The sequence below is a fragment of the Kordiimonas lacus genome (assembly GCF_001550055.1).
Lineage (GTDB): Bacteria > Pseudomonadota > Alphaproteobacteria > Sphingomonadales > Kordiimonadaceae > Kordiimonas > Kordiimonas lacus.
The window spans coordinates 962,991-976,028 of record NZ_LRUA01000006.1 but is presented as its reverse complement, the minus strand read 5'-3'; the positions used below and the strand labels follow the sequence as shown (position 1 = coordinate 976,028).

The 13,038-nt window shown below is 59.3% G+C and carries 13 protein-coding genes; 12 read left to right on the top strand and 1 reads right to left on the bottom strand.

Translation table 11 applies throughout. The features are described from left to right. The first annotated feature begins 77 nt into the window (after positions 1-77). Together KORLAC_RS12795 and KORLAC_RS12790 are read left to right on the top strand one after the other, a co-directional pair. Positions 78-1,538: a Do family serine endopeptidase gene (locus KORLAC_RS12795; RefSeq protein WP_068307148.1), complete on the top strand. Its 1,461-nt coding sequence runs from the start codon at positions 78-80 to the stop codon at positions 1,536-1,538. 2 nt (positions 1,539-1,540) lie between these two features. Continuing rightward, positions 1,541-2,872: a replication-associated recombination protein A gene (locus KORLAC_RS12790; RefSeq protein ID WP_068307147.1), complete on the top strand. Its 1,332-nt coding sequence runs from the start codon at positions 1,541-1,543 to the stop codon at positions 2,870-2,872. A gap of 2 nt (positions 2,873-2,874) precedes the next feature. On the opposite strand, the gene KORLAC_RS12785 is transcribed toward KORLAC_RS12790, so the two are convergent. Beyond that, the gene (locus KORLAC_RS12785; protein ID WP_068307051.1) at positions 2,875-4,683 is read right to left on the bottom strand and encodes a bifunctional metallophosphatase/5'-nucleotidase; all 1,809 of its coding nucleotides are present in this window, start codon (positions 4,681-4,683) and stop codon (positions 2,875-2,877) included. Between the two features lie 83 nt (positions 4,684-4,766). Here KORLAC_RS12785 and KORLAC_RS12780 point away from each other — a divergent pair, with 83 nt between their 5' ends. The 10 genes from KORLAC_RS12780 (at position 4,767) to KORLAC_RS12735 (ending at position 13,030) form a co-directional block, all read left to right on the top strand. After that, positions 4,767-5,654: a hypothetical protein gene (locus tag KORLAC_RS12780; protein ID WP_068307050.1), complete on the top strand. Its 888-nt coding sequence runs from the start codon at positions 4,767-4,769 to the stop codon at positions 5,652-5,654. 75 nt (positions 5,655-5,729) lie between these two features. Next, positions 5,730-6,107, top strand: coding sequence for a fluoride efflux transporter CrcB (crcB, locus tag KORLAC_RS12775; protein WP_068307049.1), 378 nt, complete (start codon positions 5,730-5,732; stop codon positions 6,105-6,107). After that, complete coding sequence (locus tag KORLAC_RS12770) at positions 6,104-7,078, top strand: RluA family pseudouridine synthase (protein WP_068307048.1); 975 nt, start codon at positions 6,104-6,106, stop codon at positions 7,076-7,078. Before crcB ends, KORLAC_RS12770 begins: the two co-directional genes overlap by 4 nt. A 101-nt stretch (positions 7,079-7,179) precedes the next feature. Further along, entirely contained in the window at positions 7,180-7,680 is a 501-nt protein-coding gene (locus tag KORLAC_RS18700) for a dTDP-4-dehydrorhamnose 3,5-epimerase family protein (RefSeq protein WP_241493419.1), read from the top strand. Further along, positions 7,677-8,612 carry a Gfo/Idh/MocA family protein gene (locus tag KORLAC_RS12760; protein ID WP_068307046.1) on the top strand — a complete coding sequence of 312 codons (936 nt, stop codon included), beginning with the start codon at positions 7,677-7,679 and terminating at the stop codon, positions 8,610-8,612. The genes KORLAC_RS18700 and KORLAC_RS12760 overlap by 4 nt, the downstream gene beginning before the upstream one ends. 39 nt (positions 8,613-8,651) lie before the next feature. Continuing rightward, positions 8,652-9,503 carry a glycosyltransferase family 2 protein gene (locus tag KORLAC_RS12755; RefSeq protein WP_082714662.1) on the top strand — a complete coding sequence of 284 codons (852 nt, stop codon included), beginning with the start codon at positions 8,652-8,654 and terminating at the stop codon, positions 9,501-9,503. Between the two features lie 45 nt (positions 9,504-9,548). Further along, positions 9,549-10,214 carry an HAD-IA family hydrolase gene (locus KORLAC_RS12750; RefSeq protein WP_068307044.1) on the top strand — a complete coding sequence of 222 codons (666 nt, stop codon included), beginning with the start codon at positions 9,549-9,551 and terminating at the stop codon, positions 10,212-10,214. Positions 10,215-10,218: 4 nt separating this feature from the next. Continuing rightward, entirely contained in the window at positions 10,219-10,674 is a 456-nt protein-coding gene (locus KORLAC_RS12745; RefSeq protein ID WP_139167635.1) for a hypothetical protein, read from the top strand. A 3-nt stretch (positions 10,675-10,677) separates the two neighbouring features. Then, a complete protein-coding gene (locus KORLAC_RS12740) occupies positions 10,678-11,391 on the top strand; it encodes an ATP12 family chaperone protein (RefSeq protein WP_068307042.1) in 714 nt (237 codons plus the stop codon). A gap of 106 nt (positions 11,392-11,497) precedes the next feature. Then, the gene (locus KORLAC_RS12735) at positions 11,498-13,030 is read left to right on the top strand and encodes an acyl-CoA carboxylase subunit beta (protein WP_068307041.1); all 1,533 of its coding nucleotides are present in this window, start codon (positions 11,498-11,500) and stop codon (positions 13,028-13,030) included. Positions 13,031-13,038 lie beyond the last annotated feature (8 nt).

The following is a 13,038-nucleotide window of genomic DNA, read 5'->3' as shown; positions in this document are numbered from 1 at the left end:
GGAATTTGTCACCTGGCGCGTACCAGTGCAGTGCTACAGCCGGGATTGACCCAAAAACCGTAACGAGAGGTATGTTCATGAAGCGCGTTATCACAGCAATCGGAATATTGATCGCTGGCATCACAGCAAGCTTTACAGCCGGTCAGGCGCAGGATGGGGACGTGGTCCGCATGGTGCCGCAGTCTGAAATGCAGGTGAAGCTCTCCTACGCACCGATCGTATCGGAAGCCGCGCCTGCCGTGGTGAACATCTATACCAAGAAGATCGTACGCTCGCGCCGGTCGGCCTTGTTTGATGATCCGCTGTTCCAGCGCTTCTTTGGTGACCGCTTCAGCTTCGGCGCGCCGCAGGAACGGGTGCAGGGCTCGCTGGGCTCTGGTGTGATCGTGCGCCCGAACGGTGTGATCGTGACAAACAACCACGTGATCGAAGGCGCCGACGAAATTCAGGTGGTCCTCAATGACCGGCGTGAGTTCGATGCCAAGATCGTTCTGGCCGACCCGCGCACGGACCTCGCCATCCTCAAGATCGATGCAGGCGACGAGCCGCTTGCCAGCCTGCGCCTGTCGGATTCCGACAATGTGCTGGTGGGTGATATCGTACTGGCGATTGGTAACCCCTTCGGCGTTGGCCAGACCGTGACAGGCGGGATTGTTTCCGCCACAGCCCGCACGCAGCAGGGCATCTCTGATTTCGGTTTCTTCATCCAGACAGACGCTGCGGTGAACCCCGGTAACTCGGGCGGTGCACTTGTCGGCATGGACGGTGAGCTTCTGGGCATCAACACCGCTATCTACAGCCGCACGGGCGCGTCGAACGGTATCGGTTTTGCAGTGCCTGCCAACATGGTGAAATCCGTCCTCAAAGCAGCCCTCAATGAAGGCCAGCTGACGCGTCCATGGCTGGGTGTGCGCGGCCAGAATGTCACCGGGGACCTGGCAGCCAGCCTCGGCCTTGACCGCGCAGGCGGCGTGCTGGTGGACGAAGTCTATGAAGGCGGCCCTGCCGCAATCGCCGGTATCATGCCAGGCGACGTGATCATGGCCATCGGCGGCAAGGAAGTGATCGACGAACCGGGCCTCAATTTCCGGATCGCCACGATGGACGCGGGCAGCGAAGTATCGCTGGCTGTATTGTCGGAAGGCTTTATCCAGCAGCGCACGGCGACGCTGTCGTTGCCACCAGAGGACCCAGAGCGCAATGTGACCAAGCTTGATGGCCGCCACCCGTTCCAGGGTGTAACGGTGGGCAACCTGTCGCCGCGCTTCAATGACGAACTTCAGATCGATCCGTTCCTCAGGGGCGTGGTGGTGCTGAAGGTGGATGGCCGCACGCCGGCTGCCCGCTTCCAGCTGCTGGTGCCGGGCGATATCCTGCTGAAGGTCAATAATGTGGACATTACCCGCGTTGAAGACCTTGAGGCTGCATTGCCTGAGAACGCGAACGAGTATCTCTACCAGATCCAGCGTCGCGGCCGTATTCAGGAATGCCTGCTGGCGGGCCAGAGCCGGTCGTACCGCTGCCGGGTGGTGCAGTAAGCATGTCGACCCTCTTTGAACAGGCTGGTCTTGAGACGGGCGCGCCGCGCCCGCTCGCGGACCGGCTGCGCCCCAAGGCGCTCGAAGAGGTTGTCGGCCAAAGCCATCTGTTGGGCGATGACGGGGCGCTTGGCCGCATGGTCAAGTCGGGCCGTATCTCCAGCCTGATCCTGTGGGGCCCACCGGGCACGGGAAAAACCACCATCGCGCGCCTGCTGGCCAATCACGCTGACCTGGCATTTGAGCAGATATCGGCGATCTTTTCTGGCGTTGCGGACTTGAAGAAGGTGTTTGAGGCCGCCAAGGCCCGGCGCATGGGCGGGCGCGGGACCTTGTTGTTCGTGGACGAAATCCACCGTTTCAACCGGTCCCAGCAGGATGGCTTCCTGCCTTATGTGGAAGACGGCACGATCACGCTGATTGGTGCCACCACGGAAAACCCGTCGTTCGAGATCAACGGCGCACTTCTTTCCCGGATGCAGGTGCTGGTGCTGAACCGGCATGATGACACAGCGCTCGATGAACTGCTGGAGCGCGCCGAAGCTGAAATGGATGCACCGCTGCCGGTGGACGCCGACGCGCGCGTGGCGCTGAAGGCCATGGCGGACGGTGACGGACGGTTTCTGCTGAACTGTGTTGAGACGCTCTATGACCTTGCGGCTGGCGAAACGCTGGGGCCGCAGGACCTGGCGAAGCTGCTGCAGAAGCGTGCGCCAAGCTATGACAAGGACCGGGACGGTCACTATAACCTGATATCAGCGCTGCATAAGTCGCTCAGGGGCTCAGACGCTGACGCGGCGCTCTACTGGACTGAACGCATGCTGACGGCGGGGGAGGACCCGCTCTATGTGATCCGCCGGCTTGTGCGCTTTGCAAGCGAGGATATCGGCCTTGCCGACCCGGAAGCCATCCATCAGGCTCTGGCCGCAAAGGACGCCTATGAGTTCCTTGGCAGTCCTGAAGGCGAAAGCCAGATCGCGCAGGCGGTGATTTACCTGGCCACGGCGCCCAAATCAAACGCGGCCTATAAGGCGGAAAAGGCGGCCAAGAAGGCAGCCCGGGATCACGGCGATCTGATGCCGCCGTCCCATATTTTGAATGCGCCGACCAAGATGATGAAAGACATGGGCTACGGCGCTGGGTACGCCTATGACCATGACACAGCGGCAGGCGTGTCAGGGCAGGACTATTTTCCCGAAGATATGCAGCGGCAGGAATTCTACCGCCCGGTGGAACGCGGGTTTGAGCGCGAAATACAGAAGCGCCAGGCCTATTTTGCCCGCATCCGCGCCGAATATGCCGCCAAGCGTAAGCCCGACGCGGAAAACGATTAAGCCTATTCCTTGGTCACACGGCGGGTCTTGTCGGTCAGGTCCTCAGTTGGGCCAACGCCCTTACCGTCCGCAGCGTGGAACGCCTCAAGCGCCCAATCCTTCAGGTCAAACACAGTGTCGCCGTCCATGACCGGCTTGGCTGTGGCGCTTTCAAGGCCTGCCATGATGCGCTGTTCGCATTGGCGGCGCGCGCCGTCAGTAGACCAGTCAACGCCGCTCCCGTCACCGCACACTGGCCACATCTGGTAACCGTCCCCACGGGAAGCCGTATAGCCGTTGGCAATCACACGCACCGGATCGGCCGGCCCCACGGGTTTGCCGCCTGAGGTCACCTCAAGCACGGTGGCCGTGCGCGTAGCAGGCACATAGCTATAGCGTACGCTCACGCCGCTCAGGTGCGGCCAGCGGCCTTCACCCGGCGCGCCCAGCCCGTTTTCCAGCGCGGCTTTGAGCTCTGTCCCGGTCATGCAGACCGCCACGAGCGGCAAGGAGAAGGGGAACAGCTCTTCCACTTCACGCCGTTTCAACTCGAAACTCGCTGGCAGGTCATAATTGAGCCGCAGCCCCCCGGCGGTCAACAGAGCCACAGTGGGGGAGGCGGCATCGCACTGATCGAACGTGGGGATGTCTGGCGCCAGCATCTGGTCCGCCAGCCAATTACCGATGGCGGTCTCTTCCTCGCGGTTACTATTCTCTTCCAGCTGCCACAGTACCTGCGTGATGCCCATGCCGTCCGACAGGCACCCTTCGCCCAGCCCCTTCTTGGCGCAGAAAGCGGTTTCGTGCTCTGCCATCTTCTGGTCGACAAATGCCTGCACCGTCGGGTCTTTGGCCGGGCTGTTGCCCTTGAGTTCATAAACCGTGCGCTCGGAGGCCGAAAGTGTGCCGTCCTTGGCGCGGGTGATGGTCAGCGCGCCCACGTCGCGCGCATCCGCCGTTTGCTTATAGATATAGCGCCCGTTCACCGGCCCGACCTTCATGGCGGCATGGTCGTGCCCGCCGATGATCAGGTCCGGGCCCGCGTCCCCCAGCGTTTCAAGGATCGCGCGGTCCTGCGGCTTGGCCAGATGGGTCACGCCGATGATATATTCAGCGCCGTCCGCGCGCAGCTCAGCCGTCAGGCGCTTGGCGGCGGCGATGTAGCTGTCGGTCAGCGTGGCGGTGCCTTCGCGGTCAGTCAGCAAACCTGCATAAGTGGATTCGCTGATGGTCAGGCCAAACAGGCCGATCCTGATGCCGTGCATGTCCACAATCTGGCGGGGCACGACATTCTTGGCATTCGCAAGCGGGGCGAAGCCGTCGCCGCTGGCGCACTTGCCGAAATCCAGGTTGCCGGCAAGCCAGGTGAAATCGGACGCCTGCACCTGCGCCACCAGGGCATCTGGGCGGTCGCATGAGGAGACATCAAACTCGTGATTGCCGAAAGTGACGAACAGGCGGCTGTCGTGATCGTCGTCACCGTCCAGGAGATTGAGCGCCTCCACCATCTGCGCGCCCTTGTACATGTCGCCCAGAAGCGATGGCGATAGCGCGTCGCCCGCGTGCAATATCAACAGGTCACCATGCTTGGCTTCAAGCTCGGTGCGGATGCTGGCGATCCGTGCGAGCCCGCCTTCACTGCCGCGCTTGATGCCACCTATACGGTAGATATCATTCATGAACAGGATGGTGGCGCTTTCAGGCGGCTCATGGCTTTCGGCTTGATAGACGGCATAGCCTGCCGTCGCCACCATGGCCGCAAGGCCAAGTGTGCCCCAAAAACGGGTTGTCTGTGACGGTCCCGGGTGTACCCTGCTGCTCGTGCCGGTCATGGCCTGCTCCCCCTTAGTCGATATAGCGGGGCAAGCCTAGCGCCGTACAGCCTTGAAGGGAAGAACGAAACCCATGGGATATTATGCCACACGCTGACTTCAGCCATTTTGTCGGGATCGACTGGACAGGCGCCAAAGGCAAACGCCACGCCGGGCTTGCCGTTGCCCTCTGCGAAGCGGGCGAGGGCGCGCCGAAGATGGTCTCACCGCCTTCCGGCCACCGCCGCTGGAGCCGCCAGGACTGCGCAAGCTGGCTGGCGGGTGGATTGGGGCGCAGGAAAGGCGAACGGGTGCTGGTGGGCATCGATTCGTCCTTTGGCATGCCCTTCGTGGACGAAGGCGCCTACTTGCCCGGCGATGTGCTGCCCGCAGACGTCAAGGCCCTGTGGGCTCATGTGGCCGACCTGTGTGGCCCTGAGGGTGATTTCTATGGCGGGCCGTTCGTGGACGAACACGCGGCCTATTATCTCCGGAGCAGGGGCGCAGAAACATTGAAGGGTCGGCATTATAGCCGCCGCATGCGCGTGCCTGAACAATTGGCGGTGGATAGCGGCGCGGGCCCGTGCGAAAGCGTGTTCCATCTGATTGGCCCCAGCCAGGTGGGGCTTTCAGGCCTGTCGACCATGGCGATGCTGCATCACCTGAACAGGCAGGACCATATCGCCATCTGGCCGTTCGACGACATGACGGATGCCCGGATCGTGGTGGTGGAAATCTACGCCGCCGCCTTTGCCGCACTGGGTGGGCACCGGGGCAAAATCCGCGACTTGGCGGCATTAAGGCCTATCCTTAACCGGCTGGGCGCAAAGCGCATGCCGCGCCTGGGGCTGGACTTCACGGACCATGCCGCAGATGCCTGTGTGACAGCCGCCGCGCTCCGCCAAATTCACCATGATCGCAAATACTGGAATCCGCAGGCACTCTCGGCTATGGTGCGCCGCACCGAAGGTTGGGTTTTCGGTATAGAATAACGATTTGTTCTGCTAGAGAAGGGCTGAAGCCTCTCAAAGGGCAATCAAAGCTATTGGGCTAATAAGGAATCAGGCATGCCGATGCTGCTTGCAATCGCTGTTGGGGGCGCCGCCGGTGCGCTGTCTCGCCACTTTGTGGCTGGGGCCATCATGCGCGCGCTGGGAACCGGATTCCCATACGGTACGTTCGCGGTGAATATCCTCGGCAGCCTGTTCATGGGGTTCCTGATAACCGCCTTTGCCCACAAGCTTGACATCACGCAGGAGCTTCGCGGCTTTCTGGCGGTTGGCTTCCTGGGCAGTTTCACAACTTTTTCAACCTATTCACTCGAGACCGTGCTGCTGATTGAGCGCGGCGACTGGACCGGCGCCGGGCTGTATGCCCTCGGCTCGCTGCTTCTGGGTGTGATGGGTCTTTTTGCAGGCATCTGGCTTGGGCGAGTATTGGTATGAGTAACGTAAAAAACATCACAGTGAAGGCCGACGATGACGGCATTCGCATCGACCGCTGGTTCAAGCGCCATTTTCCTGAGGTGCCCTTTGGCACGCTGCAGAAAAAGATGCGCAAGGGCGAAATCCGCCTGGACGGCAAGCGGGTCAAGGGCCCGGAGCGGGTCGAGGAGGGGCAGGTTGTGCGCGTGCCGCCGCTTGGAGAAATGCCGGAACCGCCGAAACGCGAGCCGAAACCACGCCTGAGTGATAAGGACATCAAGGAAGTCCAAAGCTGGGTGCTTTATAAAGACGACCATGTGATCGCGATCAACAAGCCTGCGGGGCTGCCCACACAGGGCGGCACGGGCCAGACACGTCACCTGGACGGCCTTCTGGATGCCCTGAGGTTTGGGTCGGAGCACCGGCCGCGCCTTGTGCACCGGCTGGACAAGGACACGTCAGGCGTGCTGCTTTTGGGGCGTACCCCGAACGCTGCTGCGGCGCTCGCCAACGCCTTCAAGACCAAGGAAACCGACAAGCGCTATTGGGCGCTGGTGATCGGCTGCCCGAACCCGCGCGACGGCCGGATTATCCTGAATATGTCCAAGGCCCCCATCAAGGGGAACGAGCGCATGGTTGCAGACCCAAATGGCCAGCATTCCTTAACCGACTATGCAGTGGTGGATAACGCCGGCCAGCAGGCCGCATGGGTGGCGCTGAAGCCGCACACCGGCCGCACGCACCAGCTGCGCCTGCACTGTATGGAAATGGGCCACCCGATCGTGGGCGACGGTAAATATGGCGGCGGGGACGCGTTCCTCTCTGGCGCGATTTCCAAGAAACTGCACCTGCACAGCCACACAGTGCGCTTCCCGCATCCGGCGGGTGGCCGGGCCAGTGTGAAGGCGCCGCTGTCACCGCATATGGCTGAAAGTTTCAATATGCTCGGCTTCGAGGTCGGCGAATATGAGGACCCGCTGCTGGAGGACTGAACGCGGACATTTTGATTTAATAGTAATGTGACGGTTATGAGACCGGGAAAATATTTGGAGAGTGAAAGTTGCTAAAGAAGTTGCCGGCGGGGTGCAAATTGGTGCCTTTAAAGCCGATTGACGATAGTCGCGGAACGTTGACTGAAGTCTATCGACAGCAATGGGTGGAGGAAACGGCAAGGGTCCAGTGGAACCTCGTGCGGTCGAACGCTGGGACACTGCGTGGTGTCCACCTTCATGCAAAACGAACCGATTTTCTGATCGTAGTAGAGGGGGAAATGTGGCTTGGCCTTTATGATATGCGCCGGTCCTCCGTCACCTTCGGGCAGTCGCATCTTCTGTGCATAACGCCGGAAATGAATGTCGCGGCCTACATCCCCACAGGGGTCGCGCATGGTTTCTATTTTACCAAGCCAAGCATGACTCTTTATGGGCTGTCGGATTATTGGACCCTGGATGATGACTTTGGGTGCGACCCGGATGATCCAGCATTGAACATTGAGTGGCCCGGAGATGCCCGCATCCTGTCGGAGAGGGACACAACGGCCGGGTCCCTGGCTGAAATGCAGGCTTTCTATGACAAATGGCAGGAAACGCAATGAGTGCGGTGCATTCATCGGGAGTGCAGGTCAAGGTTGGCTTGATTGGGTGTGGCCGTTGGGGGCGTAACATACTCCGTGATCTCCTGAGCATTGGCTGTGAGGTTTGGGTAGCCGAACACCGGGATTCCAACCAGGCGCAGGCGCTTGAAATGGGCGCCCGGAAGGTCGTTGCGGAATGGCAGGAATTGCCGGAAGATCTAGACGGATATATTGTCGCGGTGCAGACAGACCGGCATTTCGATGTTCTGAGTGCGCTCGCGGATACCGGCAAGCCGGTGTTCGTTGAAAAGCCGATTACGCCGGACCTTGATCAAGCTTATGCATTGAAAGACCTGATGGGAGACAGGGTGTTTGTCATGCATAAGTGGCGCTACCACCCAGGTGTCCAGGCGTTGGCGGATGTGCGGGAAAAGGGGCAATTTGGTGACCTGAAGCGGCTGTGGTGCAGCAGGCTACAGTGGCAGCAGCCGCACGATGATGTGGATGCTTTCTGGATTTTGATGCCGCATGACCTGTCAATTACCTTTCACATTGTTGGGCAGCTCCCGGACGTGCAGGCGGTGCAGGCGGATGTGCATGGGCAGGATATCCATGTCCTCACTGCATTCTTGGGGCCTGTGCCTCAGGTGCAGCTGGAGATTTCAGACATTTACCCGGAAACGCGGCGGAAGGTTACAGCCCATTTCGAAAAGGCGGTGGTGAGCCTACCGAATCCTTTGGCGGATCATTTGCTGGTCCAGCATCTTGACGAGAATGGTCAGCCAACCGCGGAGCATGAGATAATCCCGATCTCGACGGAATATCCCTTGTTGCGGGAAATCAAAGGGTTTGTCGATTTTCTCAAAGGGGGTGTTCGTCCGTTAAGTCCGATTGAGGATGAAATTCGGCTGATGGAACATCTGAATGAACTGCGCAGGAAGGCTCTTGCATAGGGCTTTCTGTCGCAACGCAGGTGCCCGGCACCTGCGCAAATGAAGGATCTGAGACAACCCATGCCGCTATTTTCAGTAATCATACCAACCTTCAATCACGCAGATACAATTATCTGGGCGCTCAAAAGCGTCCAGGAGCAATCGATGCAGGATTTTGAGGTGATTGTTGCTGGAGATGGCGTGCCGGACCGAACCCGGGACATCATGAAACGCTTCTGCGCGGAAGACGACAGGATACGTTTCATTGATAATCCCAAAGATGCGGGCAAGGGCGAAACCCAGCGCCACAATGCAGTCCTTGCCTCAAATGGGGTGTATATCGCCTACCTGGGAGACGATGATGTCTGGCATAGCCGCCATTTGGAGGTGATGCGGTCAGGCATGGAAGAAACAGGTGCGGACTTCTGCAACAGCCTGAATTTCGTCGTGGATGGCGCCAAGGAGGCGTCCATTCTTACAGGCGATATTGGGAAAAAATTCTGCCGGGATACGTTGCTTAATCTCAAATTCAACTTTGTCGGAACAAGTACGGTCGTACATAAGAGAAGCTCTTATCATCAGCTGCCGCGTGGCTGGGAACCTGCGCCCAAGGGTGTTTGGATGGACCTGCATATGTGGCGGCAATGGTTTAAGGAGGCAAATATGCACTTTGCCTCGATACCACAGGTCACGACTGTGCACCTGGATTCCCCAGGGCGCGATGACATGTCAGTGGAAGACCGCGCTGAAGAATCCGAATATTGGTTGAACATCGTTCGAGACCAGCCGGTGTTTGCCGACCTGGAGATACAGGCGCTTCGGAAAAGTGCAATGAATAGTGGATGTTACCGGCCTGTGATGCATCATTTTCAGCACTTGTATCAAAAGGCTCAGACGGAGTTGCGAGCATGACGGCGGACGTTAGACAAGCAGGGACTTTGCCAAAAGAGGGCGCACGTGAATAAACTGGTAATTTTTGATTGCGACGGCACGTTGGTGGACAGCCAGCATATGATTGTCGGCACCATGCACGAGACGTTCGAGGAGCTGGGTCTGCCGGTTCTGACGGACGCCGAAGTGCGCGCAATCGTGGGGCTGAGCCTCGTGGAAGCCATGGCAGCACTGTTGCCTGAAGCGGAGCGCGCCTTCCACGAGCTTGCGACGGAGAAATACAAGGCCAATTTCTACAAGCGAAGGGTGGAACAAGCCGCAGGGCCAGACCCACTGTATCCCGGCACGCTTGAGGTTCTTGAAAGCCTGAACGCCGATGGTTATGTGCTGGGTGTGGCCACGGGCAACAGTGTGCGCGGGCTTGAGCGGGTTTTGAAGGAACACAGCATCGGGCATCATTTCGTTACCCTTCAGACGGCAGACGGGCATCCGTCAAAGCCGCATCCGTCCATGATCCACACCGCGATCGCGGAGGCTGGCAGCCATGCGGATCAGACAGTGATGATCGGCGACACCAGCTTTGATATGATGATGGCCAGGAACGCGCCGTGCGGCGGCATTGGTGTGGATTGGGGTTATCACCACACGGATGAACTGACTGGCGCAGGCGCGGCCCACGTGGCGACATCCTTTTATGACATACCAAAGGCCGTTAAGGCCCTGATTGGATAGCAACATGATACGCGACAAACTCAACAAGGAAGAAAAAGACGACCTGCAGGCGGAGGCCCTGCGCCCGCGCATCGGCTTCCTGATTGCGTCTGCGATCACGGGTGCGGCGGCGGTGGTCGCCTATTTCGCCCTGGCGGCGCAAAGCGGTGATTTCCTCTATGTTCTGCTCATTGGCTGCTTGATCTTCCTCGCCATGTTTTTGCTGCTGTGTTACCGCCAACCCCAGCTGGGCAACCGCTTCCTGGGTTATGACATCGTCAGCACGCCGCGGCGCGAGAAGGAAAAATCCAGCCTCAATTATGCAGGCAGCTTTGAGGTGGAAAGTGGAGCCACGGAAAAACGCATGGCCAGCAAGCGCAAGCAGGCGCGTCATTCGCGCCGTAAACTGGCCGAAGTGACCCGCCAGATGAAGGCGGAAAAGACGCTGGATACAGAAGCTGACAAGAAGACAGACGACTGAAGCATGAAACGATTTTACGAGAATGTCGCTACCGAAGCGGCGGATACCGGCCATGTGATCACGCTGGACGGGCGGCTGGTGAAGACGCCTGCCAAGGCAACACTTGTACTGCCGACCCGGTCGCTGGCGGAAGCTGTGGCGGACGAATGGCGCGCGCAAGGCGACAAGATTGTGCCCGCCACCATGCCCAAAACCCAATTGGCCTACACGGCACTGGACCGCGTGGCGCTGCGCCACGATGATGTCGTACGCGAAGTGGCGGCCTTTGGCGGCACGGATTTGCTATGTTACCGGGCAGCGGAACCCGAGGACCTTGTGGCCCGCCAGAACGAAGTGTGGGACCCGTATCTGGCTTGGGCAAGCGAGACACTGGGCGCGGACCTCACGGTGACAGACGGCATCATGCCGGTGGCGCAGGACGATGAGGCCCTGAAGGCCTTGATGGCTGACGTTGTGGGCCATGACGCCTTTGAACTGACAGTATTGCATGCCTTTACCAACGTGCTTGGTTCGCTGGTTCTGGCGCTGGCCTACATGAAGGACTATAGTCCGCTCGAAGCTGTGTGGCAGGCCAGTATACTCGACAGCCTGCATCAGGAGGAACTTTGGGGCCTGGACGCGGAAGTGGAAGACAAGCGGGAAGCCGCCTATGCCGACCTTGTGACGGCAGGCGAGTTCCTTTCGCACCTGCGAAATAAAACGCTGGAAACTGTCTGAAGGACAGGATAATAAGAGTCAATATTTGCGGCGGTAAAGGCCGCTAAGGGGCGCTGGCACTGGCATTTGCTGCCCTGCACAATAAAAACCGAGGGAAGGCGGATCTATGAAGGAAATCCTGGAGCGGTTGGAAGAAAAGCGGGCGCAGGCCCGCCTGGGCGGTGGCCAGAAGCGTATCGACGCACAGCACGCACGCGGCAAGCTCACAGCGCGGGAGCGGATCGAGCTTCTCCTCGATGAAGGCAGCTTTGAAGAATATGACATGTTCGTCGAGCACCGCTGCAACGATTTCGGCATGGGCGACACCAAGTTCGCGGGCGACGGTGTGGTGACCGGTTCGGGCGCCATCAATGGCCGCCTTGTCTATGTCTACAGCCAGGATTTCACCGTTTTCGGTGGATCTCTCTCGGCCACACACGCGCAAAAAATCATCAAGGTCATGGATATGGCCATGAAGGTGGGCGCGCCGGTGATCGGCCTGAACGACAGTGGCGGCGCGCGTATCCAGGAAGGCGTTGCGGCACTGGGCGGTTACGCTGACGTGTTCCAGAAAAACGTGCTGGCGTCCGGCGTGGTGCCGCAGATTTCCATGATCATGGGCCCATGCGCGGGGGGTGCTGTCTACAGCCCTGCCATGACAGACTTCATCTTCATGGTCGAGAACAGCTCCTACATGTTTGTAACCGGCCCGGATGTGGTGAAAACCGTAACCAACGAGGTGGTCACCCAGGAACAGCTGGGCGGGGCCTCGACCCACACCACCAAATCAGGCGTCGCGGACAAGGCGTTTGCGAATGACGTGGAAGCGCTGGCGCAGCTCAGGCGCTTCTATGACTTCCTGCCGCTCAACAACCGGGAAAAACCGCCGGTTCGCCCAAGCTTTGACAAGTCGGACCGGATTGAAAAATCGCTGGATAATGTGATCCCGTCGAACGCCAACAAGCCGTACGACATGCATGAAGTGATCACCAAGATGGTGGATGAGGGCGACTTTTTCGAGCTTCAGCCAAACCACGCCGGCAATATCATCATCGGTATGGCCCGCATGGACGGTGAAACGGTCGGTATCGTGGCCAACCAGCCGATGGTGCTGGCCGGATGTCTGGATATCGACAGCAGTAAGAAGGCTGCGCGCTTCGTGCGCTTCTGCGACTGTTTCAATATTCCGATCATTACGCTTGTAGACGTGCCGGGCTTCCTGCCGGGTACAGCGCAGGAATATGGCGGCATCATCAAGCACGGCGCCAAGCTGTTGTTTGCCTATGGCGAAGCCACGGTACCGAAAATCACGGTTATTACCCGCAAGGCCTATGGCGGCGCTTATGACGTGATGGCCTCCAAGCACCTGCGCGGGGACCTGAACTACGCCTGGCCGACGGCTGAGATTGCGGTGATGGGCGCCAAGGGCGCGGTGGAAATCCTGTATCGTAAGGATCGGGATGACCCGGAAAAGATCGCCGAGCGCACCAAGGAATATGAAGACCTGTTCGCCAATCCGTTCGTGGCCGCGCAGCGCGGCTATATCGACGAAGTGATCATGCCGCACTCAACGCGCAAGCGCATCATCACGGGGCTGAAGAAGCTGGCGAACAAGCATCTTGAGAACCCGTGGAAGAAGCACGACAATATTCCGCTCTAAGCGAAAGC

Coding starts and splice junctions, on each gene's coding strand:
- KORLAC_RS12745 (WP_139167635.1), top strand. CDS start 10,219: ATGATACGCGACAAACTCAACAAGGAAGAAAAAGACGACCTGCAGGCG.
- KORLAC_RS12770 (WP_068307048.1), top strand. CDS start 6,104: ATGAGTAACGTAAAAAACATCACAGTGAAGGCCGACGATGACGGCATT.
- KORLAC_RS12780 (WP_068307050.1), top strand. CDS start 4,767: ATGCCACACGCTGACTTCAGCCATTTTGTCGGGATCGACTGGACAGGC.
- KORLAC_RS12790 (WP_068307147.1), top strand. CDS start 1,541: ATGTCGACCCTCTTTGAACAGGCTGGTCTTGAGACGGGCGCGCCGCGC.
- KORLAC_RS12735 (WP_068307041.1), top strand. CDS start 11,498: ATGAAGGAAATCCTGGAGCGGTTGGAAGAAAAGCGGGCGCAGGCCCGC.
- KORLAC_RS12760 (WP_068307046.1), top strand. CDS start 7,677: ATGAGTGCGGTGCATTCATCGGGAGTGCAGGTCAAGGTTGGCTTGATT.
- KORLAC_RS12740 (WP_068307042.1), top strand. CDS start 10,678: ATGAAACGATTTTACGAGAATGTCGCTACCGAAGCGGCGGATACCGGC.
- KORLAC_RS12755 (WP_082714662.1), top strand. CDS start 8,652: ATGAAGGATCTGAGACAACCCATGCCGCTATTTTCAGTAATCATACCA.
- crcB (WP_068307049.1), top strand. CDS start 5,730: ATGCCGATGCTGCTTGCAATCGCTGTTGGGGGCGCCGCCGGTGCGCTG.
- KORLAC_RS12785 (WP_068307051.1), bottom strand. CDS start 4,683: ATGACCGGCACGAGCAGCAGGGTACACCCGGGACCGTCACAGACAACC.
- KORLAC_RS12795 (WP_068307148.1), top strand. CDS start 78: ATGAAGCGCGTTATCACAGCAATCGGAATATTGATCGCTGGCATCACA.